At 65.5% G+C, this 21,710-nt stretch carries 21 protein-coding genes and 1 pseudogene; 4 read left to right on the top strand and 18 right to left on the bottom strand.

The genetic code is table 11. The features are described from left to right. Window positions 1-17: 17 nt before the first annotated feature. The 3 genes from PMM47T1_RS21930 to PMM47T1_RS21940 all read right to left on the bottom strand — a co-directional run bounded on the left by PMM47T1_RS21930 (window position 18) and on the right by PMM47T1_RS21940 (window position 3,755). Entirely contained in the window at window positions 18-1,661 is a 1,644-nt protein-coding gene (locus PMM47T1_RS21930; RefSeq protein WP_008373118.1) for an ABC transporter substrate-binding protein, read from the bottom strand. An 81-nt stretch (window positions 1,662-1,742) separates the two neighbouring features. Beyond that, window positions 1,743-3,017: an NAD(P)/FAD-dependent oxidoreductase gene (locus PMM47T1_RS21935; protein ID WP_008373119.1), complete on the bottom strand. Its 1,275-nt coding sequence runs from the start codon at window positions 3,015-3,017 to the stop codon at window positions 1,743-1,745. A 66-nt stretch (window positions 3,018-3,083) separates the two neighbouring features. Then, window positions 3,084-3,755, bottom strand: a complete 672-nt coding sequence (locus tag PMM47T1_RS21940) for a haloacid dehalogenase type II (protein ID WP_008373120.1) — start codon at window positions 3,753-3,755, stop codon at window positions 3,084-3,086. Window positions 3,756-4,371: 616 nt separating this feature from the next. On the opposite strand from PMM47T1_RS21940, the gene PMM47T1_RS21945 reads away from it, so the two are divergent. Both PMM47T1_RS21945 and PMM47T1_RS21950 read left to right on the top strand, forming a co-directional pair. Further along, complete coding sequence (locus PMM47T1_RS21945) at window positions 4,372-5,202, top strand: GNAT family N-acetyltransferase (protein WP_008373121.1); 831 nt, start codon at window positions 4,372-4,374, stop codon at window positions 5,200-5,202. A gap of 20 nt (window positions 5,203-5,222) precedes the next feature. Beyond that, the gene (locus PMM47T1_RS21950) at window positions 5,223-5,924 is read left to right on the top strand and encodes a cupin domain-containing protein (RefSeq protein ID WP_008373122.1); all 702 of its coding nucleotides are present in this window, start codon (window positions 5,223-5,225) and stop codon (window positions 5,922-5,924) included. A 295-nt stretch (window positions 5,925-6,219) separates the two neighbouring features. Here the strand turns inward: PMM47T1_RS21950 and PMM47T1_RS21955 are convergent. Both PMM47T1_RS21955 and PMM47T1_RS21960 read right to left on the bottom strand, forming a co-directional pair. Beyond that, window positions 6,220-6,762 (bottom strand): annotated as a pseudogene (locus PMM47T1_RS21955) (LysR substrate-binding domain-containing protein); the annotation flags it as partial. A gap of 77 nt (window positions 6,763-6,839) precedes the next feature. Continuing rightward, window positions 6,840-7,364: a GNAT family N-acetyltransferase gene (locus PMM47T1_RS21960; protein WP_008373127.1), complete on the bottom strand. Its 525-nt coding sequence runs from the start codon at window positions 7,362-7,364 to the stop codon at window positions 6,840-6,842. A 214-nt stretch (window positions 7,365-7,578) separates the two neighbouring features. Between PMM47T1_RS21960 and PMM47T1_RS21965 the strand changes: the two genes are divergently transcribed. After that, complete coding sequence (locus tag PMM47T1_RS21965) at window positions 7,579-7,869, top strand: hypothetical protein (protein ID WP_008373128.1); 291 nt, start codon at window positions 7,579-7,581, stop codon at window positions 7,867-7,869. A 265-nt stretch (window positions 7,870-8,134) separates the two neighbouring features. Next, window positions 8,135-10,261, top strand: coding sequence for a TonB-dependent receptor family protein (locus PMM47T1_RS21970; RefSeq protein WP_008373129.1), 2,127 nt, complete (start codon window positions 8,135-8,137; stop codon window positions 10,259-10,261). A 20-nt stretch (window positions 10,262-10,281) separates the two neighbouring features. Here PMM47T1_RS21970 and PMM47T1_RS21975 read toward each other — a convergent pair whose 3' ends face one another. The 13 genes from PMM47T1_RS21975 to PMM47T1_RS22035 form a co-directional block, all read right to left on the bottom strand. After that, a complete protein-coding gene (locus PMM47T1_RS21975) occupies window positions 10,282-10,833 on the bottom strand; it encodes a nucleotidyltransferase family protein (RefSeq protein WP_238536644.1) in 552 nt (183 codons plus the stop codon). A gap of 63 nt (window positions 10,834-10,896) precedes the next feature. Further along, on the bottom strand, window positions 10,897-13,101 hold the full coding sequence (locus PMM47T1_RS21980) for a xanthine dehydrogenase family protein molybdopterin-binding subunit (RefSeq protein WP_008373131.1): 2,205 nt from the start codon (window positions 13,099-13,101) through the stop codon (window positions 10,897-10,899). A gap of 9 nt (window positions 13,102-13,110) precedes the next feature. After that, the gene (locus PMM47T1_RS21985; RefSeq protein ID WP_008373132.1) at window positions 13,111-14,091 is read right to left on the bottom strand and encodes an FAD binding domain-containing protein; all 981 of its coding nucleotides are present in this window, start codon (window positions 14,089-14,091) and stop codon (window positions 13,111-13,113) included. Continuing rightward, window positions 14,091-14,747, bottom strand: coding sequence for a (2Fe-2S)-binding protein (locus PMM47T1_RS21990; RefSeq protein ID WP_008373133.1), 657 nt, complete (start codon window positions 14,745-14,747; stop codon window positions 14,091-14,093). The genes PMM47T1_RS21985 and PMM47T1_RS21990 overlap by 1 nt, the downstream gene beginning before the upstream one ends. Window positions 14,748-15,102: 355 nt before the next feature. Beyond that, window positions 15,103-17,313 (bottom strand): type II secretion system secretin GspD, encoded by a 2,211-nt coding sequence (gene gspD, locus PMM47T1_RS21995; RefSeq protein ID WP_008373134.1) that lies wholly within the window; start codon window positions 17,311-17,313, stop codon window positions 15,103-15,105. Then, window positions 17,310-17,819 (bottom strand): hypothetical protein, encoded by a 510-nt coding sequence (locus tag PMM47T1_RS22000; RefSeq protein WP_008373135.1) that lies wholly within the window; start codon window positions 17,817-17,819, stop codon window positions 17,310-17,312. The genes gspD and PMM47T1_RS22000 overlap by 4 nt, the downstream gene beginning before the upstream one ends. After that, window positions 17,816-18,427 carry a type II secretion system protein GspM gene (gene gspM, locus PMM47T1_RS22005; RefSeq protein ID WP_008373136.1) on the bottom strand — a complete coding sequence of 204 codons (612 nt, stop codon included), beginning with the start codon at window positions 18,425-18,427 and terminating at the stop codon, window positions 17,816-17,818. Before gspM ends, PMM47T1_RS22000 begins: the two co-directional genes overlap by 4 nt. Continuing rightward, on the bottom strand, window positions 18,402-19,439 hold the full coding sequence (locus tag PMM47T1_RS22010; protein WP_043301379.1) for a type II secretion system protein GspL: 1,038 nt from the start codon (window positions 19,437-19,439) through the stop codon (window positions 18,402-18,404). Before PMM47T1_RS22010 ends, gspM begins: the two co-directional genes overlap by 26 nt. Further along, the gene (locus PMM47T1_RS22015) at window positions 19,436-20,155 is read right to left on the bottom strand and encodes a type II secretion system protein GspK (RefSeq protein ID WP_008373143.1); all 720 of its coding nucleotides are present in this window, start codon (window positions 20,153-20,155) and stop codon (window positions 19,436-19,438) included. The genes PMM47T1_RS22010 and PMM47T1_RS22015 overlap by 4 nt, the downstream gene beginning before the upstream one ends. Then, window positions 20,152-20,751: a prepilin-type N-terminal cleavage/methylation domain-containing protein gene (locus PMM47T1_RS22020; RefSeq protein ID WP_008373145.1), complete on the bottom strand. Its 600-nt coding sequence runs from the start codon at window positions 20,749-20,751 to the stop codon at window positions 20,152-20,154. Before PMM47T1_RS22020 ends, PMM47T1_RS22015 begins: the two co-directional genes overlap by 4 nt. Window positions 20,752-20,887: 136 nt before the next feature. Next, complete coding sequence (locus PMM47T1_RS30440; protein WP_008373147.1) at window positions 20,888-21,109, bottom strand: prepilin-type N-terminal cleavage/methylation domain-containing protein; 222 nt, start codon at window positions 21,107-21,109, stop codon at window positions 20,888-20,890. Continuing rightward, window positions 21,106-21,543, bottom strand: a complete 438-nt coding sequence (locus PMM47T1_RS22030; protein WP_008373148.1) for a type II secretion system protein — start codon at window positions 21,541-21,543, stop codon at window positions 21,106-21,108. The genes PMM47T1_RS30440 and PMM47T1_RS22030 overlap by 4 nt, the downstream gene beginning before the upstream one ends. Before the next feature lie 8 nt (window positions 21,544-21,551). Then, a partial coding sequence (locus tag PMM47T1_RS22035) for a type II secretion system protein GspG (protein ID WP_008373150.1) occupies window positions 21,552-21,710 on the bottom strand: 159 nt, incomplete at its 5' end.

Raw genomic sequence — 21,710 nt, forward strand, 5'->3', positions numbered from 1 at the left:
CGATTGCCGTTAAAAGATCACGCGTCCAGCCACACCTGCTCGGCGAACATGTAGCCCATGAAGCCGCCCAGCGGGTTGGTGCCGTAGCCCTTCACCCGCGCGTCCACGCCATCGATGTTGCTGATGAACACCGGAATGCCGATGCCGCAGTGGTCGTGCACCAGGGCTTGCATGTCCTTGTACATCTGGCTGCGCTTGGCATCGTCGGTCTCGCCACGGGCCAGCATCAGCAACTGGTCGAACTGGTCGTTTTTCCAGCCCGACTCGTTCCACGGCGCCGACGACTGGAAGAACTGCGAAAAGATGATGTCGGCGTTGGGGCGCGGGTTGATGTTGCCGAAGCTGATGGGGTGCTTCATCCAGTGGTTGGACCAGTAGCCATCGGGCGGCAGGCGGTTGACGGTGAGGTCCAGCCCGGCCTGTTTCGCCGATTGCTGCAACAGCACGGCCATGTCCACCGAACCGGTGGCCGCAGGCGACGCCACCAGGGGCATCTTGACGCTGGCCATGCCGGCCTTTTTCAGCAAGAAGCGCGCCTTGTCCGGGTCGTATGGCGTTTGCGGCAACTCAGCGTTGTAGTAGCGCGAGCCGGGGGCGATCGGGTGGTCGTTGCCCACCACCGCGTAGCCGCGGAACACTGCCGATTTTACCTGTTCGCGGTCCAGCAGGTATTTCATGGCCTGGGTGAAGTCGGTGTTCTGGGTAGGCATCTGGTCCTGGCGCATGATCATGTCGGTGTAGTTGCCCGACGGTGCGTCAACCACTTTGTGCCCGGCACTGGCGCTGATGCGGCTGGTGGAGCGCGGGTTGACCTCGTTGATCATGTGCACGTCACCGGACAGCAACGCGTTGACCCGCGATGGCTCGTCGGAGATGGCGATGAATTCGATCTCGTCCAGGTACGGCAGGCCCGGTTTCCAGTAGTTGGCGTTACGCACCGCCACCGAGCGCACGCCGGGGCGGAACTCCTTGACGGTGAACGGGCCAGTGCCGATACCCAAGTTGAAGTCGGTGGTGTCCTTGGGCACGATCAGCAGGTGCGACACGGCCAGGATCGACGGCAGTTCGGCGTTGGGTGCGGTCAGCTTGATCTGCACTTCCAGCGGGCCGGTGGCCTTGATCTCTTCGAACTGGGCCATCAGCGGCATGACTTTGGAGCCGGTGGCCGGGTCCCTGTGACGGGTCAGGGAGAACACCACGTCGTCGGCCGTCAGCGGCTTGCCGTTGTGGAACGTGATGCCGTTGCGCAGGGTGATGATCCACAGGCTGGCGTCGGTGTGGTCGATTTTCTCGGCCAGTTCCAGTTGCGGCACCAGGTGCGAGTCGAAGCGGGTCAGGCCGTTGTAGAACATGTACTGACGGGCGTAGTCGGTGGACAGCGCGCCCTTGGCCGGGTCCAGGGTGTCGGCGGTGGACGAGGACATGCCCGCCACGCGGATCTTGCCGCCCTTCTTGCCCACGGTGGCGGGACCTGCATCCGCTTCGGCGGCGAACACCGAGCCGGCGCCGCCCAGCAGGCCACCCACGCTGCTGGCCATGATCCCGGCCACGCCCAGCATGCGCAGCGCCTCGCGACGCGACATGCCACGGTTCAAGCCTTCGAAGATACGCACACTGTCCTGGCCAGTGATGAGCTGGGATTCGACCTTTTTCTCTGTCATGTCGGTTCTACCTGTCGATAATCGGGTTACACGAAGGGCTCGCGGTTGACCGCGAACGTGCTTGAAGCGAAAGCAGGTCTATCAGTGCAGGTGGTCCTGAAGCCGGTAGTAGGCACCCACCAATGGCAGGAACCAGGGCTTGCCGAAGTGCCCGGGAATGGCCGGCCAGTCCAGCTCGTGCCAGGGGTTGGCGGCGGTGTTGCCGTCCATCACGTCGGCCATTACCCGACCCATGTGCACGGACATCTGCACACCGTGGCCGCTGTAGCCCATGGAGTGGTAAATGCCGTTGTGCTGGCCGGCGCGGGGCAAGCGGTCGGCGGTCATGTCCACCAAACCGCCCCAGCAGTAGTCGATGCGCACCTTGGCCAGTTGCGGAAACATCTGCGCCAGAGCCGCGCGCAGGATCTCGCCGCTCTTGGCGTCGCTGCGCGGGCTGGACATGGCAAAGCGCGCCCGGCCGCCGAACAGCAGGCGGTTGTCGGGGGTGACGCGGAAATAGTTGCCGATGATGCGGCTGGTGACGTACGAACGCTGGGCCGGCAGCAGTTTGGCCAGCACCTCCTTGGGCAGCACTTCGGTGACCACGATGAAACTGCCCACCGGGGCCATGCGCCGCCGGTACCAGTTCAGGTCCCCCACTTGGGACGCGCCCGAAGCCAGTAGCAATTGCCCGGCCTGCACGGTGCCACGGGCGGTGTGCACCTGGTAGCCACCCGCGTTGGCTTGCCATTGGCTGACAGCGGCGTTTTCATAGATCAACGCGCCCTTGCGCGCCGCGGCGTCGGCCAGGCCCACGCCGAAACGGCCCACGTGCATCTGTACGCCGTTGCGTTGCAGCAGGCCGCCGTGAAACTGGTCCGAGTCCACTTCATCGCGGACGTCGGCCGCCGAGAGCAACTCCACGTCGGCGTCAACCTCGCGGCGAATCAGTTCATAGGTGGTGGCAAGGCCGGCGAAATGTTCGGGCTTGGCGGCAAGCTTGAGCTTGCCGTTGCGCTGGTAATTGCACTCGATGGCTTCGCTGCGCACGATGTCATCGACGCTGGCCACCGCGTGTTCGTATGCCTGGTAGAACGCCCGGGCCTGTGCAGGCCCAAGCTTTGCCGACAGTGCGGCGTAATCCTGGGCGACCCCGGTGTTGCACTGGCCGCCATTGCGTCCCGACGCCTCGCCAATCACCCGGCCCGCCTCGAACACCGCGACCCGGGCGCCTTTCATGGCCAGCGCACGGGCGGCCGACAGGCCGGTAAAGCCGCCACCGACGATGGCAACGTCGACCTGCCCTTCCACCGGGCCTGCCTGGCCAAGGCCAAAGGCGGGCGCGGTGTCCAACCAGTAGGATTCACTGCTCATGTATTGCTCCTGCGGGCCACGGTTAAGGGCGGGCTGCCACTGTTGTGGCAGCCCCTTGGCGTTCGGTCAGAGACCGACCAGGCCTGGCAGGCCGCCGATGTCGGCGATCTGGTTGTACTCGTAACTGGCATTGGCGGCTGGCTCGTGGCCGCGGGCAACGAAGGCCTTGTTCTTGATACCCATGTCGTGGGCCGAGAACAGGTCGTAGCGGAAGCTCGACGACACGTGCAGCACGTCTTCGGGGCCACAGCCCAGGTTATCGAGCATGAACTCGAAGGCGGCCAGGCGTGGCTTGTAGACCTTGGCCTGGTCGGCGGTGAACACCTTGTGGAACGGCACGCCCAGCTTGTCGACATTGGACATGATCTGCGAATCGCTGGCGTTGGAGAAAATCACCAGGGGAATCTTGTCGGCGATTTTCGCAAGGCCGGCGGTCACGTCCGGATGCGGGCCCCAGGTTGGCACGGCGTCGTAGTACAGGCGCGCGTCGGCTTCCTTGAAGGCCACGTTCCAGCGTTTGCAGGTACGTTCCAGAGCGTTCTTGAGGATCACGTCGTAGGGTTGCCAGTCGCCCATCACTTCATCCAGGCGGTAGGCAGAGAACATCTTGACGAAGGCGTCCATGCGCTCGGCGGGGATGCGGTCGGCGAACAACTCGCGGGTCATAGTGCCCATGTGGAAGTTGGTCAGGGTGCCGTAGCAGTCGAAGGTGATGAATTTGGGGCGTAGAAAGCTCATATGGTGCCGTCCTGAGAATTCGTGGAAGTCTTGGCGCTGGGCCGTTTCAGCTATCCCGTGGAGGCTGTTCCCTCCCTTGCGCAACAACTTCATTACAACACTGTGAAATCAGCAGATGGCGTTTAAAGCGCAGGCTGGAAAACACAAAAAACCGTTTTGACGCGTTGCGGCAGCAGAGCGTGCTTTGTGCTCCACGCGCGGGCAAAGGCTGAAAAAGTGCGCTGTTTTGGCCCCAGAATGCGGCGCCTCCAGGGCCGCCACTGGCCAACAGCAGCAGAATCTGCGCCGCATTCTGACAATGCAAGACGAGCGCCAGAGTGCCTAAGTGCCTTGTAGCACAAGCGATTCAGGGCTTCTGCTTTATACGGGGGCGGCCATGCAGAGGGAAAACGCCGAAATCCGCCGATGCGTTGGCATAATCTGCTGGCGAGGCGTGGCCGCCTACCCTCGGGGGGCGCGCACTGGTAGTTGCTGCCGACGGCAGCGCCTGGCGAAGCATTTCCTGTGGCGTGCCCACGCGCGGGCTGCACAATCTGCCGAATACGCTTCGCCCCCTTGTCACCCCGCCACGCAGGTGCGATACAAGGCGCCATTCGCGTTCATATCGGAGCCCGCCATGTCTACCTATCAGTACCGCCCCATGACCGCCGCCGACGTACCGGCGGCCCATGCTTTGTCGGTGGCCCTCAAGTGGCCGCACCGTGCCCAGGACTGGGCCATGCTACAGCGCGTGGCCGACGGCTTCGTGGTGCTGGACCAGGACCGTGTCATCGGTTCGGCCTTCGCCTGTCACCAGGGGCCGTGGTCGACCATTGGCCTGGTGATCGTCAGCGATGAGTATCAAGGCCACGGCATCGGTCGCCGGTTAATGGACCTGGCTTTGGACAGCGTCGGCCCGCGCACAGCCCTGCTCAACGCCACCCTGGCGGGTGCGCCGCTGTACCGCAAGATGGGCTTCGTGGAGTTCGGGCAGATCCAGCAACGCCAGGGCACCGTCATCGCCCCGCCCGCCCCTCCGCAGGCTGGCCGCGTATTGAATGCCGCGGACCAGCCGCGCCTGCTGGCGCTGGCCAATGCGGCTACCGGCCTGGATCGCGGTGCGGTCATGAGCGCAGTGTTCGAGGACATCGAGCAGGCGGTGGGCATTGATATTGGGGGGGAATTGCAGGCTTTCGCCGCCATTAGACCGTTCGGTCGCGGCCGATGCATCGGGCCGGTGGTGGCGCAGAACGTCGAGCAGGCGCAACAGCTGATAGCCCAACTGCTGGCCCCCTTGGCCGATGCCTTCGTGCGCATCGACATTCCGGTGGGCTGCGGCCTGGAACCCTGGCTGGACAGCGTGGGCCTCAACGGCGTGGATACCGTGGCGTGCATGAGCCGCGGCGAAATCCCCCAGGCATCCGCAGGCGTGCAGACGTTTGCCCTGGTCACCCAGGCCATTGGTTAATTGAATAGGAGACACTCACCATGTCGCAACTCACTGCCCTGCTGCTGGCCGGTGCCAATGGTCATGCGCCCCTTATTGCTGCCAGTGCCGATGCGCTGGTAGCCAATGATCCCTTTGCTGCCAGCCGACGAATTGGTTATGCGGATGAGCGCTTTGCCGCGGGCATCACCACGTTGACGGGCATCGTGGAAGTGACTGGGCACCCGGTCAGCGAAATGCTGGTGCTGCATCAGGGGACGCTGACCTTTAGCCGTGCCGGTCAGACGTTGCAGGTGGGTCCGGGTGACAGCCTGGTCATCGCTGCGGGCACGGATTTCAGCCTGCAGGCCAGCCCTGACAGCCTGTGGGCCTGGTTTGCCGACATCCAGCCTGAGGTGGGTACCGCGCCTGGCATGACCGTGCTTGATCGTCGCGCTCACCTGAACCCTTCTTCGCCGCCGGATGATCAGATCCTGATCGGCCCGGCGCCGCAATGCCGCGCCAATAACCTGTTCCAAGCAGGTGCCTTGCGTGTTGGCGTGTGGGATTCAACGCCCTATGAGCGTCGCAGCCGTGGGCATCTGTGTCATGAGTTGATGTACGTGACCGAGGGTGAGGTGACCTTGCGTTTAGGTGATGGCGAGCGGGTGGTGAACGCGGGCGACACCGTTTTCGTGCCCAAGGACGCGGATTGCGCTTGGGTGAGCACGGTGTATGTACGCAAGTTTTATGCGGTGAGCTAACCCGACATAGGAATGTGGGAGCGGGCTCTGCCCGCGAAAAGAACACCCGCGCCGGACCAGATACTGCGCGGTGCTATTTTCGCGGGCAGAGCCCGCTCCCACAGAAGACAGATACTCCCACAGGTGACCCAGCAGCAGCGACGAACTACCTTCCCCGCCTCAGAAATCCTGTGCGGTGGGGCGCAGCTTCGCCGCCCTCTGCCCGGATGTCCAGGCCGATGGCCCCAGCACCCCCTTGGCACCCAGCGCCGCCAGGTGACGCGCGCTGCCCCGCCGCCAACGGTAAAGGGCCGGATCAAAACACAAAATCATGCCCCAGCTCGCTTTCCATCCACCCCAGAAAGCGTCGTACTCTTGGGAAGCTTGAATGTGCCTTGGGGAACACTAGATGGTGGGCCGCCACCGGCGCACTGAATGCCTGCGGCGCCACCTCCACCAGCGCGCCGCTGTCCAGGTACTTGCGGGCCAGCAAGGTGCTTTCCAAGGCAAACCCCAGCCCCAGGCTGGCCGCTTCCAGGGTCATGTACGAGCGGTCGAAACTCAGGGTGTAAGGCTTTTCCGGCAGCGCAAGCCCCTGCTGGGCAAACCACTCCGGCCATTTGAGCAAGGTGGCCTCCGACAGGATCAGCTCGCAATCGAGCAGGTCGGCGGCCTGGCTGACGGGGCGCTGCGCCAGCAACCCAGGCGCTGCCAGAACCGCCACCGCTTCGTTGCGCACGGTGCGCACCTCGTAACTGGGCCAGTTGGGCCGTCCGTGGCGCACGTCCACGTCGATCTTGTCACGGCTGAAGTGCAGCGCCTCATATGAGCACGACAGGTTGATCTGAATATCGGGATTTCACCGGGACCATCCCGGAGCGGTTATTGGCACTGTAGTGAAGCTGCCCCCACAGACGGCAGTTGCTGGCCCCCTATTCAAGGCAGTGGGTGCGCCAGGTGGCTCGCCGCACACCAGGCCATGAGCACATCCCCGATCAACTGCCCATCCGGCAGGCGAATGCGTTGGCGCTGTATGCCTTCCTCGACAAATCCGAACCGCTCATACAGCCGCCTGGCGCGGTGGTTGCCCTCGCGCACGCGCAGCTCCACCTTCAATAAGCCGGGCCGCTGACGCGCCCAACCCAGCAGGTGCTTCATCAATACGGTGCCCACGCCCTGCCCCAGGTGGCCTGGGTGCACGACGATGGTCAGGCTCAGTACATGGGCCAGTGCTTCCATACCCAGGGGCTCGAGTAGCGCATGGCCGATGATTTGAGCATCACGCTCAGCCACCACGTACAGGCCGTCATGGCTCAGCGCAGTGATTTTCTGCGCGAAGGCGTCTGGCATGAGTTCATCGGGGCGCGATACCAGCAGGCCGGGCGTCCGGGCGGTTTCGCGCTCGGCGTTGCACAGTACGGGGGCGTCGACGACGGTGGCCGGGCGGATGGTCAGGGACATCAGGTGATACTCCTTGCTGTAGCCGGCGCCGAAGGCTGCGCTGGCCCTCAGCCATGCTTAAAATCTGCAGTGTACGCGAAGGCCGGCGCAGTCTGGCGGCAGCGGCGCAACGCCTGCGCGCTGTCATCCAACTGAAATATTTCCCACCTACCATGCTTCAGATGACCGGCATATTTCAGTTTAAAGACAACGCCCACGACACAGGGAGTCAGTGATGCAATCGTCTCTTGATGAGCTTCGCCAGCAAATCCAGCGCGCAGAACCCGTACTCAAGCGCCTGGATGTGGAAATGGAAGGAATCGAGTTCGACCCGCTGGAGCCCGCCAGTGTCGAGGCCGCCAATGCCACCGTGTCCCAGCTGATCGCCACCCTGCTGGCCGGTTTTGCCGCCAACCCCATTCTCGGCCCGTTGGCCCGCGAGCTGGAAACCCAGTATCTGGACGGCATCCAGGCCCAGGTCAGCGACGCCAGCAAGAAGCGCCGGGCGCAGTTGCAGCCCGCGTAACCCTCAGGCCGCCCCGTCGGCGGCGCAGCGTTGAGCAAGACCGTCCGAGGTTAGTGCCTCGCCAACGTGTCGATCTGATGACTATACAGCCGCAGCAAAGCCTGTGTGGGAGCGGGCTCTGCCCGCGAAGCATTCACCTCGTAGTCTCTGTTGCAACACGGTGTCCTTTCGCGGGCAGAGCCCGCCCCCACAAAGACCGCCGTCGCATGTGCTTTTGCGAACGATTCGCACGTCGTAGGGGTCATCACTCTGGAGTTGCCCCCTCATGCCGTCGTCCAATACCCTGCCCACCGCCCTCCTGAGCCTGGCCCTGGCCTGCCCGTTGGTGGCCGACGCCCAGGACATGGAACTGGGCGAGGTGCTGATCCGCGACCAGGATCAGAGTGGTGAAGGCCAGAGCATCGAGGACGCTGCGGCGCAACTGGCCAAGGTGCCCGGTGGCACCAACGTGGTGGACATGCGCCGCCCGCTGCAAGGCCGCGTGGCCAGCAACCAGGACGTACTGGCCTACCAGCCCGGCGTGTACGCTCAGTCGGCGGGCAACGAAGGCGTGAAGATTTCCATCCGTGGCTCGGGCATCAACCGCGCCCCCGGCGCCCATGCCTCGGGCATCTACGCCATGCTCGACGGCCTGCCACTGACCGGCCCGGGCGGCACGCCCTATGAGCTGCTTGAGCCACTGTGGCTGGAGCGCGTGGACATCATGCGCGGCGCCAACGGCTTCGACCGTGGTGGCCTGGCCCTGGGCGGCGCCATCGACTACGTCAGCCACACCGGCTACGACTCCCCGCTGTTGCAACTTCGCTACGCCATGGGCAGCCACGACTATCGTCAGCGCCAGATCAGCTCGGGCCAGGTGCTGGGCGACTTCGATTACTACATCGCCGTCACCGATGCGCGCTCCGACGGCTATCAGGACCACACCGCCAGCACCAGCCAGGGCGTGATCGCCAACTTCGGCTACCGCTTCAACCCCAACCTGGAAACCCGTTTCTACATCCGCCACCGCGACACCGACAACGAGCTGGCCGGCCGCGTGACCAAGGACTCCATCGAACACCACGCCCAGGCCGCCAACCCCACCTACGCCGCGCGCGACTACCAGCGCGACGAGCCGGGCAGCACGTTCATCGGCAACAAGACCACCTACTACATTGACGATGACTCCAGCATCCAGACCGGCCTGGTCTACCACGACTATCCGATGGACCTGCGCGAAGGCCCCAACCGCCTGAAGGTGGCCTACACCGACGTCAGCGGCACCTTCGACTACAAGCGCCACGACACCCTGTGGGGCCTGGACAGCAACAGCACCCTGGGCCTGCGCGTGACCAAGCATATGCCCAATGACGGCGCCAGCGAGTTCGTGCGCATCCCCACCGGCAACACCGCCGGTTACGCGCCGGGCACGCGCATCCGCAACTTCACCTATCAGGGCTCGGACACCGTCCTGCATGTGAGCAATGACCTGGAAGTGGCCGACAACCTGTGGCTCACCACCGGCATCGCCGCCATCTACACCCGTCGCGAAAGCGCGGTCACCTATCCCGAAGGCGGCGGCAAGACCAGCCTGCACGACTGGGACTACGCCCCGCGCCTGGGCCTGCGCTATCAGCTGACGCCGAACGTGCAATTGTTCGGCAACTTCAGCCGCTCGGTGGAAGCCCCGCACCCGTGGTCGATGATCTACAGCTCCAACCAGCTGTTCCCGGCAGGCAGTGGCGTGGCCACGGGCGCGCAACGCGTACCGGTGGCGCTGCGCAACCAGACCGCCACCACCCTGGAAATCGGCGGCAGCGGCGACAGCAGTCTGGGCCAATGGAGCCTGGCCTGGTACTACGCCCAGGTGCGCCATGAACTGCTGTCGGTATTACCCGACGCCAGCGCCGTCACGCCCTACGAACTCAATGCCAGCCCCACCGTGCACCAGGGCGTGGAAGCCAGCCTGACCAGCACCCTGTGGTCGCGCGAAGGCGTGGGCGCCCTCAGCCTTCGCCAGGCGTACACCTTCAGCGATTTCCACTACCGTGACGACGACCGGTTCGGCAGCAACCGCCTGCCGGGCTTGCCGATGCACTACTACCAGGGTGAATTGCGCTACGACTGGCCGCAGGGTTTCTTCGCCGCGCTAAACACGCAACTGGTGTCCAAGGTGGCAGTGGATTACGCCAACAGCTACTACGCCGATCCCTATGCGCTGTTTGGCGCAAGCCTGGGCTACAACGCACCCAAGGGTGACTGGCAGACCTGGGTGGATATACGCAACCTGACCAACCAGCACTACGCGGCCACGGTGACGCCGGGGTATGACGACAAAGGGTTGGATGCGGCGCGTTCCACGCCGGGTGAGGGGTTGGGGGTTTATCTGGGGGTATCGTGGAGCCTGCGCTAACGGCGCCCACCGTGGAGGGGCTACAGGGTTCGGGTGGCCAGGCTTGCTTCGGCGGTTTTCAGGTCATCGAGCGTGTCTACGTCAAGGGTTATGCCGACATCGTAGACCGATAAGTCCACGACCTTGCCTGCCTCGCGATAGCGACGGACAATGGCAGCAGCGCCGCTGTCGCCAGTCAGGGCTGCGAGGGCTTGGAAGCACTGGGCCGGAAAGCCGACCGGATGGCCGCGCCGGGTTTGATACTGCGGGACGATCACGGTGTCGGGCCGCAGCGCGGCAGCGACCCGGCGGATGGAGTCGGCAGTGACCAAGGCCAGATCGCCCGGCAGGATCAGCCAGCCATCAGCCTCGGGCGTGGCCTTGACGCCGCGGGCGATCGAGTCGCCCATGCCGCCGTTGTCGTGCTGGGGTCGCACGACGTGAACGGCCAGGCCGGTGTCGGCCACGGCATCCAGTACCCGCTGCAGCACGGGGGTGCCGCCCAGCAAGGCGTCGAGTTTATGGGTGTTGCCGCCGGAAGCCAGGTAGCGCTCGCCACGGCCGGCGGCGAGGATGATGACAGTGATCGGCACGAGCCACTCCATAAGCACACAATGTAATCCCGCAGCCTTGGGCAGCGGCTATCAAGGGCGTCCCTACCCCATCAACTTCTCTTTGGTGATGGGCAGGTCGCGCACGCGCTTGCCGGTGGCATGGTACACCGCGTTGGCTACCGCCGCCGCAAGGCCCGTGATGCCGATTTCGCCAATGCCCCGTGCGCCGAATTCGCTCATGTTCAGGTCCGGGTAATCGAGCAGCATCACCTCTATTTCCGGCTGGTCGGCATGCACCGGTACCACGTATTCGGCGTAGTTGTTGTTGGCCGGCAAGCCGGTGCGCGGGTCGTGCTCGGCGGCTTCGAACAGCGCCATGCCAATGGCCATGACAATGGCGCCTTCCACCTGGTTGCGCGCGGCCAACGGGTTGACCACCTTGCCCACGTCGATGGCACTGACCACCCGCGCCACATGCAGGCGCGAGATGCCCGGGTCCCAGCGCACCTCGACGAAATGCGCGCCGAAGGAACGGAACGAGTATGTGCCGTTCTTGGCGGCGTCGTTGTGGAAGAAGCCTTCGGCGCGCGCCAGGCGTTGGTTGTCCAGCACCTGACCGAAGCTGGCTTGCTGGCCGGCATGCTGCAATTGGCCGTCCTTGACCGTGACCTGGTCAACCGTGGCGCCGGCAAACACCCCGCCAGGCGCCACGGCCCACTCCTGCAATTGTGCCAGGGCCTTGCGGGTGGCGCCCGCTACGGCCGGCATGACGCTGGCGGTCAGCCAACTGCCACCTGACAGCGTGCCCGGCGGCAGCGCCGAGCTGCCCAGTTCCACCTGGATACGCTCAAGCGGCAACCCGGTGATTTGGCTGACGGTCTGGGCGACGATGGTGTAGGTGCCGGTGCCGATGTCCTGCACGGCCGACTGCACAAGGGCGCTGCCATCGGCGCGCAGGATCACCCGCGCCTCGGTAGGCATCTGAAAGGCTTCCCAATTACAGGCGCCCAGGCCGTAGCCAATGATCTGGTCGCCATCGCGCATGGCGCCGATGGCGGGATTGCGGTCATGCCAGCCGAAACGCTTGGCCGCCTGCTCGAGGGCTTCGGGCAGGTGGTTGCTGGACCAGGGCAGGCCTTGGCTCTCGTCCGAGGTGGCCAGGTTGAGCTGGCGAAACTTCAAGGGGTCCATGCCCACGGCCAGAGCCATTTCGTCGATGGCCGACTCCAGTGCGAACAGCCCCGGTGCAGCGCCGGGCGCGCGCATGGAGGTGGGCGTGCCGCGATTGACCGGGCTGTTGTTGTGGGTCACCAGCACATTGGGGCAGCTGTACAGGCTTTGGGTCACCGAGCCACAGGTTTCGGTGTAGCTGTCGAGGGTCGACGTGCTGTTGTACGACTCATGGCGGATCGACACCAGCTTGCCTTGGGCGTCGGTGGCCAAGCGCAGGCGCTGGCGGGTTTCTGGCCGGTGGCCGACGGTAGTGAACATCTGCGCCCGGGGCAGCATCAATTGCACCGGCTGGCCGGTGGCCTTGGCCGCCGCGCAGGTGGCCACCGAGTGCGGCCAGGGCCATAGTTTGCCGCCGAAGCCGGAACCGATGAAGGGTGCGCGTACCTCCACCCGTTCGGGCGGCAGGTCGAAGACGTTGGCCAGCATGTTGCGATGGTTGACCACGCCTTGAGTGCTTTCGTACAGGTACAGGCAACCGTCCTGCCACCACGCAGTGGTAGCGTGCATTTCCATGGGGTTATGCACCTCCACCGGCGTGGTGTAGGTCTGGTCCGTCTGGTGTGGGGCACTGTCGAACGCCGAGGGCGGATCGCCGCGATGGTGGCCTTTGCCTCCGTCCTTGGAGCCATGCAGGCGCAGGGCCTGGTCCAGGTCCTTGATGGGATCGCCTGCCTCGTAATCGACCGTGACGCGGTAGGCGGCGGCCCTGGCCTGTTCGAAACTCTCAGCCACCACCAGAGCCACGAACTGGCCGGGGTAATAGACCTTGTCGTCCTCGAAAGGCAAGCGATGCTCGTCCGCCTTGCTGGCCGTGAGTACGTCCTTGAGCGGCGCGTTGGGGGTGCGGTGCAGGGCCTCCATGTTGCCATGGTGCAGCACCTTCACGACACCGGGCATCTGCCGGGCCTGGCTGTCATTGATCTGGCGGATACGGCCGCAGGCCACGGTGCTGTAGACACCGTAGGCATACAGCAGGCCAGGCAGTGGATGATCGGCGGCGTAGCGCGCAGCGCCGCTGACCTTTTGCCGACCGTCGACCCGGCGGGTCGGGGTACCGATTATGGGATCGCTCATCAGAAACTCCTAAGCCGTGAGGTCGCGCAGGTTGCGCATGATCGCCTGCTGCCCCAGGGGGATCTTGAAGGCGTTGTGGGCGTAGGCGTGGGCGCCCTGCAGGGCCAACTCGGCGGCTTTCTGGAACGTCTGCGGGCCTACCGCTTGCCCCACCAGCGCCTGCTCGGCCTCCCGCGCCCGCCACGGCTTGGTGCCCACGCCGCCCAAGGCAATGCGCGCCTGGGTGATGCGTTGGCCGTCCAGCACCAGCACCACGGCGCTGGACGCCAGGGCGAACTGGTAGGAGGTGCGGTCGCGCAGCTTCAGGTAGGCCGACCGGCTGCCATGCAGGGGCGCGTCGAGGGTCAGGTGGGTGATCAGTTCGTGGGGTTGCAGCGCATGTTCCAACCACGGCGTGTCGCCCGGCAGTAGGTGGAAGTCGGCAAAGTCGATGTCGCGCCCGCCCGTGCTGCCCTGCACCGTCACCTTGGCGCCGATGGCGGCCACGGCCACGCACATGTCGGAGGGGTGGCTGGCGATGCAGTGGTCACTGGTGCCCAGCACCGCGTGCACACTGCGGTTCAAGCCGTCGATGGCGGCGCAGCCCGAGCCCGGCTCGCGCTTGTTGCACGGCGAGATGCCGTCACGGAAATAGCTGCAGCGCACCCGCTGCATGATGTTGCCACCGGTGGTGGCCTTGTTGCGCAACTGGGTGGAGGCGCCGGCCAGCAGCGCCTGGGACAGCACCGGATAGTGCTCGCGCACCCAGGCATGACGGGCCAGGTCGGTGTTGCTGACCAGCGCCCCCACGCGCAGGCGGCCGTCGGGCAGCGGCTCGATCTGCTTGAGGGCCAGGCGGTTGATGTCCACCACCTGGTCGGGCTTCATCACGTCCAGTTTTACCAGGTCCAGCAGCGTGGTACCTCCGGCCAGGTACATGGCCTGGCCGCTGTCGGCGGCCTTCACGGCGTTGCCCGGCGTGTCGGCGCGCGCGTAGTCGAAGGTACGCATCAGCTGGCCCTCCCCATTTTGCCCCGCGCCGACTGCACAGCGGCAAGGATGTTCTTGTAGGCGCCGCAGCGGCAGATGTTGCCGCTCATGGCTTCGCGCACGCTGGCATCGTCGTCGGGGACGTTCGGGTCATTGAGGATCGCCACCGCGCTCATGATCTGCCCCGAGGTGCAATAACCGCACTGGTAGGCGTCGTGGTCCCAGAACGCCTGCTGCACCGGGTGCAACTGACCGTTCTGCGCCAGGCCCTCGATGGTGGTGATGCGGTCGCCGTCATGCTGCACCGCAATGGACAGGCAGGCATTGATCGCCACGTCGTTGACCAGCACGGTGCAGGCGCCACATTGGCCGTGATCGCAGCCTTTCTTGCTGCCGGTGAGTTGCAGGCGGTCGCGCACCACGTCCAGCAGCACGGCGTTGTTGGGCACGTCCAGGGTGTGCCATTGGCCGTTGACCTGCAGGCGGATGCGTTGGTGGCCGGCGGCAGGCGTGGCTGCCTCGGGGGCCAGGGTAGCGGCCTGCGCGGCGGACGGTGGAATCCAGTGCGACAGGGACGCGGCGGCGATGCCGGAGGCACCGAATTTGAGGAAATTGCGCCGTGAGGCGATGCAATCTTTATCCTGCGGCATGGGCAGGCGGTTTTTAGGGTCGCTCATCAGGGGGCACCTTTTGCAGGGGGCACGGTAAAAGGCAGTACCTAGTGTCCTGTCTGCGAAATACGTTCTCTTTTGACGAGTGGCTGTTGTTGCCAGGCAAGGCGAGGAGTTGCCACGCCGCCTGGTAACGACAGACGCCGTCAACAGTGAACAGCTTATTTCACAGACAGGACACTAGAGTGGATGGCAGGGTTGGGTGACGGTTCAGTTGGAAGGGGAGAAAAGCGCTGTACGGCACGGTAGCGCAGGAGCCGGGTGGGGACTATGGCGTGGGGGTGGATGAGATAATGAGTGAATTTCATCAATCAGCCTCCGCGTTTACCAGTCACACCGCAGCCCCCACACAGTACCGTTGCTACAAGGCAGCAGGCTTGAGCAACTGCATCTGCCGACGGTAGTCATCCGTGGCCTGCCGCGCGTCGTTGGCGGTAGCCACCACGCGTGGGGTGATCAGTACGATCAGCTCGGTGCGGTCCTTGGATTTGGTGGTGCTGCCGAACAACCAGCGCAGCCCGGGGATGCGGCCCAGGCCCGGCACGCTGGAGGTGGACTCGGCGTTATCCTGTTTGATCAGGCCGCCCAATAGCACGGTCTGGCCGCTCTGCACTGCCACCTGGGTTGAGACGGAGCGCGTTGAAATGCTGGGGTTGGGCTGGCTGGTGGTAACGCTGCTGGTGTCGGCGTCACTGACCTGCTGTTGCACGTCCAGGTACACCAGGCCGCCCGGGTTGATGCGCGGGGTCACGTCGAGGATCACGCCGGTCTGCACGTATTCAACGCTGCTCAGGGTAGTGTCGGAGGTACTGGTGTTGACGGTGGTCTGGCTGATCGGAATGTTGTCGCCCACCTGAATCTGCGCCTGCTGGTTGTTCATCACCACCAGCGACGGCGCCGACAGCACTTGAGTGCGGCCACTGGTCTCAAGCGCATGCAGCGCCACCTGGAAATTGCTGCTGACAAAGGAATAGAACGCCGTGTCAGTGGAGCCCAGCCCTGCCCCGCCGCTGCCCAGCGCGCCTTGCGATCCGCTGGTGTTGGCCACTGTGGTGCTGGAGGAGTTGCCCGCCAGCTTGCCCAGGTACCACTGCACGCCCAGGTCCAGCTCGCCAGTGAGTTTGACCTCCAGGATGCGCGTTTCGATCTGCACTTGCAGCGGCCGGTTATCCAGGCGCTTGATCGCTGATTCAATCTCTTTCCACTGGGCGGGGCGGGTGCGCACCATCAACTGGTTGGTGCTTTTGTTGGCGGTGATGCGCACACTTTCCTCCAGGGTTTTCTGGGTACCCTGGGCGCTGTCGCTGTCGCTGGTGCCGCCGGCCTCGGCCTCCGCGCTGTCTTCGTCCTGATCGCTGCTGTGCTGGGTGCTGGCCGTCTGGGTGCTCGGGCCGCCCGTGGTCGAGCTACCCGTGCTGTTGAGCGAAGACAACGTGGTGGTCGTAAGCCCCGGCGCCACCTTGGCGGCCGCTTCTTCCTTGATGGCGCCCGTGCCATAAATCTGCCGCAGGTACTTGGCCAGGTCCGTGGCTTTCATATTACGTACATCGTACACGTACATCTGCGGCTCGTTGCCGCCCCCTTCGTCGATGGTCTTGATCCAGTCGCCCACTTCCTGCAGGTAGGCCGGTTGCGACGAAATGGCGACGATAGAGTTGGTGCGCTCGTTGGGCATGAACTTCATCATGGTGCCCAGGGGCATGCCGCTGTCCGGCCCGAAGAGTTTCTGCAACTGCGGCATCAACTCGCTCACCGAGGCATGCTCAAGGCCATACACACCGATGGACATGCCCTTGAGCCAGTCCACGTCGAAGGTGTCGATAGTGTCCTGGTAGTTGGCCAGTTCCTCGGCCGTGCCAGCCAGGCTCAGCACGTTGCGCGCCGGGTCCACCAGCAGGAAGGCGTTGTCGCGCACGAATGGCTTGAGCAGCTTCTGCATCTGCGTGGCGCCGATATAGCGCAGCGGATACAGCCTTGCGCTCAGGCCGCTGGAGGGCTGCGACACGGGCATTTCCGGCACCAGTTTGCCGGCCACGGCCTGGGCGGCCGGCAGGATCACGTAGCGGTCGCCCTGGCGGATCATGGCGTTGTTGGTCCAGGACAGCAGCGTTTCCAGAATCGACAGCGCCTGCTGTTTGTTCACCGGCTTTGAGGTCGAGAAGCTGACGCTGCCCTTCACGTCCTGGCTGATGCTGTAGTTGGCGTGCAGCAGGTCGCCCAGCACCGTGTTGATCACGGCCTCGATAGGCTGGCTGGTGAAGTTGAACATGATGTCGCCCGCACCACCCTCGGCGTTCGGCCTGACCTGGGCCTGGGGTCGCACGAAACGCTGGTTGCCGGTGATGATCTGCCTGTGCGCCGACGCGCCGGCAGGCGTTGGCGCAACGGCCTCGGGTGCTTCGGCCGGTGTACTGGGGCGCTGGTCGCCGGTGCCGTTCAAGGCTTCGCGCATCAAGGCTGGGTCACTGTCCAGGGACGACTGACCGGCGCAACCGGCAAGCGCCATGGCGACGACGAGCCCCAGCAGTGGGAAACGCAGGGGCGTGGAAAACGAATGGGCAGGTGCGGTCATGGGGCGTTCACGTCAGGGAGTTTGAGTACGGGGGCCACGGCCGGCGCAGACAGGCGCGGCACGGGAATGTTCACGGTGCGCGCCTGTCCCTGGCGCGTGAAGGTGGCGCTGGTGGCGGCCAATTCGGTCAATACCCAGCCGCCGTCCAGCGCATCACCGCGCTTGAGCTTCACGGCGCGCTGGTCGCGCAGGCGCAGCAGCGCCCATTGCGCCTGTCCATTGATGACCACGCCGCCCAGGGTCACCCCCTCAATCCCCGCCGATACCGCGCCAGCCTTGGCCGCATCGGGGCTGCGATCGGGGCTGAACAGCGGCTGCTGAAAGGCCTGGGCCAGTTGTGTTTCGGGCAACGGGGTGAGCGCGGGCGCTGCGGCAGGCAGTACCGCCAACGGCGCGGCCGGGCCGACACTGTTCCATTCCACAGCGCCTTGGCTTGCGCCCACCCATACAAGGCAGGCCACCAGCGCGCCATTGATCAGCAGGAGGATCACAGCCATGTGCTTCATGGCGTGGCCGCCTTGCCGCTGGCGGCCGTGAGGTAGCCGCGCACCAACAGTTGCACCTTCAACCGGCCTGGGCCGCCTTTGCCCGGCGCACGGGTGTCGCGCTGCACATCCAGCGCCTCTACAAACAGGTAGGGCTGGCCATACTCAAGCGCTTGCAACACCTTCACCAAGGGCTCGGTGGCGCATGCCAGGGCCAGGCTGACCTTGACCTGCCGGTACGGCTGGGCCGGGTCCTGCTCGGGGACGATAGGCATGCGCTGGGTGACCTCGCAACCCGGCCCGGTGGCCGCCTGGGCCTTGACCCGGTCGATCACGGCCTGCATCAAGTCGGCGGCCACGGCGCTGGGGTCGTCCCCGGTCAACAGGCTGCGACGGCTGGCCGGGTCCTGACGGGCCTTGTCCAGCGCGGCGCGCAGGGCCGGGGCCTGGCCCAGTTGGCGAGCGTAGCGCTGATGCTGGGCCTGCAGGGTCGCGGCCTCGTCGTTCAACTGCAACAGAGGGCCGGCGAACCAGCTGTCCACCAGCAGGTACCCGCCGGCCCACACCAGCAGGGCCAACAGGCCCACGGCGAGGATCTGGCGTTCACGGGCGGTCGGGGGGCGGCGCATCGGCGGCCTCCTGGGTGAGACGCGCAGCCAGCGCAAATCGGTCAAGGCCGGTGTCGGCGTCGGGTTGGATAATGCCCTGGAAGCGCACGTCGCGCAGGCTGGCACAGTCGTGGGAACGGCTGATCAGGGCGCTGGCGTGGCGGCTTTGGCCGGTCAGGATCAACTCGCCGCTGTCGCGCACTTCCAGTTGTTCCAGCCAAGTGTCGGCGCCCAGGCACTGGCCCAGTTCGCTGACCAGACGGGTCAAGGTTGGACGGGCGGTTTTCAGCCCCGCCAGGTAGCGGGCGGCGCCCTGGGTGTCGGTGAGTTCGTGGCGCAGGGCCTCCAGGGCTTGCACCTGTTGGCGTTGCGCGGCGACATCGGCACGCATGTTGGCCACGGTGGCGGCGCGGCTGTGCAGGGCCATGGCCATCACCGCTACCAGCAAGGCCGCAGCCGCCAGGGCCAGGCGCCGGTTCAGGCGCGCAGCCGTGGAGGGTGCCGGGCGCAGGTGCGCAGGCAACAGGTCAACACCCAGGGGCTTGCCGTCGACATCCAGCGCGTCGATGGCCTGCAGCCGTGCGCCACTGGCCTGGCAGTGCTCAAGCATCAACGCCAGGCGCTCGCGGCAGATGGCCACCAACCGCACGCTGGCCGTGCTGGCACCCTGACGCTCAATGCGTGCCGTGAAGTGCACCTGATCGGCGGGCAGTGGCGTGTATTTGTCGAGTTCGAAGGCCAGCACCCGCTGCAGATCACGGGTGGCCGCCAGCGGCAGCGTGATGCGCGGTGCAAGCACTTCATGGCTGGGCAGCAGCAATTGGACCGGTCGGTCGCCGTCGATGTCTTCCGGTAATGGCCACGGCAGCGTCTGCACCGTCGGGCCGCTGGCCAGCCGGGCACGCACGGCCGCCGGCAGCAGGCCGTGCAGTTCGGCCAGCCACAGGTGCAACCAGCGGCGCGGCTGACTGATCTGCCATCGACCATGGGCTTGGCGCAGGTGCGCCAGGGGCATTGCAACGAGCTTGTTCATTCTTGCCAGCGCAAGACCCGATACGGCCTGGCGCCCTCCTTTGCCAATGTCATCATCAAGGTCACCCGCACCTGCGCATGCACACCGCCCGGCAGGCGGGCCTCGCTGGTGACGGTAAGAATTTGCCCGGCGTCCGGGTTCGGCGTGCGCACCGTCGGCAGCCCCAGGGCGCGTGCCAGTCGGGGCGGCGCCAGGCTGGGATCGGGCTGCGCCTGGCCGGACCACACGGTGACCAGCGGCAGCACGCGCCGGTACAGCGCGGCGCTCATGCCCGGCAACTCACGAAATTCCTCCAGCGCCCGCAGCGGTGTCGAACCGTCACGCTGTTGCTGCAATGCCTGGGCAATAGCCTCTGCCACCGAGGGCGCGGCACCGCAGGCACGCAGCAAACGGTCGACGTCGGCCTGGGAGGCGGCGTTGAGGTCCAGCTTGCCGCGCTCGCTGCGCACACTGACCGCCACCTGCGCCTGATCGAACGTCAACGCGTGCGGCTGGCCGTTCGCTGCCCAGCGCGCCTTGAGATCACGGGCCTGCAGGCTGATCGCCGCCTGGCTCAGGCCGGCTTCGGCCGCCAGCAGCGCGCGCACATGCGCGGCCTGCCAGCCGGCCTGGCGCTGTTGCAACTGCACGGTGCCGGCCAGCCCGGCCAGCAAGGTGCTCAATACGGCCAGTACCCAAAGCACCAGCAACAGGGCCACGCCCTGCTGGCCCTTCATGGGTTCGGCTCGCTGGCCAGGTCCAGGCGCAGGTTCACCTGTTCGGTCACCCACGGCACTCCCCCTGCCAAGGTGGCTTGAATGCGTACTGCCTTGGGCAAGCGCTCGGGCCACGGCCAGTTCGCCACCCAGCCACTGTCCTGCCCCAGGGGTGAACGACCGCGGTAGCTGAGCGCCAATGCCCGGACGTCGCGCAAGAGCACCTGCGGCTCGCCGAAACGCTGCGCCGCCTGACCGTCTAGCCGGGCAAAGGTCACCAGCAAGCGATGGCCGCTCAGCGTCAGTTGCTGCTGATACAGCCCGCCGCCAATGGAGTCCGGCAATGGGCCGTGAAAGGTCAACTGCTCCGGTGCGCCAATAAAACGTGGCGGCTTGGCGACGGGAGACCCAGTTGCCAATGGCAGCGCCTGGCTGATGGCCCGGCGCAGATAATGCTGCGCAGCCTGCACCTCGTCCAATCGTGTACTGAAGCGCTCAGCCTTGGCCGTGGCGCGGTTGGCACTGACCAGCGCAGTGCCGACCAGACCCGCCAGGATGCCCAGCAGGCTGAGCACCACGAGGATCTCCAATAGGGTGAAACCGCCCTGGCCCTTCATGGCGTGACCCCGGCGCTGCGCACGCGCAGGGTGCTGACCTGCAGCCGCTGGGCGCCTTGATGCAGGCTCAGGTCCAGACGATACAAGCGGGCTGACCCTGGCTCCGAAGGCACCAGAGCGATGTCGCACACCCAGGCTACATCGTCCCAGGGCCCCGCTGCCGGCCAGGCTGCAACGGCCCAGCATCCAGGCTGTCGACCAGCGAGGCGGCCGCAAGGCTCAGGCGATCGGCCCCGGCGCTTTGCTGCAACGCCTGCGCACTCTGACCAAACGCGCCCAGCAGCGCGGTAGCGCAAAGGGCCAGCACCGCCAGCGCCGCGAGCATTTCCAGTAAGGTAAAACCGCGCTGAGGGGTCATGGCAGGTCGCGCAACTGCACGGCGCCCGTCAGCCAGGCCACGTCGATACGCCAATGCCGTTGCCCCTGGTTGATCAGCACATTGCCGCCACTGGCACCGCCGTCGGGGTAGAACTCGAACCCGGCGCCCAAGCCTTCAGCCGTCTGCAGGCGCACCTGCCAGTCGGCTGGCCAACGCACCACGGGTTTGCCCGGGGCCTGGACTATGCGCCCCTGCAAATCAAAACGCGTGCGCGCCGCTTGTCCGCTGACGATGGCCTGTACCCGCGCCGCGCGAAGGGCCTGCACCATCTGGCCCAGGGCCTTGCGCTCGGCGGCACTGTGCAGCCCGCGCTGCAGGCCATAGCCCACCAGCCCCGCCGCCACACCGATGAGCACGATCACCACCAGCATTTCCAGCAGGGTGAAGCCGCGGGCGCGCCTGTTCAATGGCATGCGCGGGGTTATTCCCAGTTGCCCAGGTCGGCGTTGTACCCTTCGCCACCTGGCTGGCCGTCCTGACCATAGAAAATCAGGTCGAAGCTGCCGTGTTCACCGGGGAAGCGGTAGCCGAACGGGTGGCCGAACGGGTCTTTCAGGTCCGACGGCTTGGCGTACGGGCC

It is taken from the genome of Pseudomonas sp. M47T1, assembly GCF_000263855.1.
Lineage (GTDB): Bacteria > Pseudomonadota > Gammaproteobacteria > Pseudomonadales > Pseudomonadaceae > Aquipseudomonas.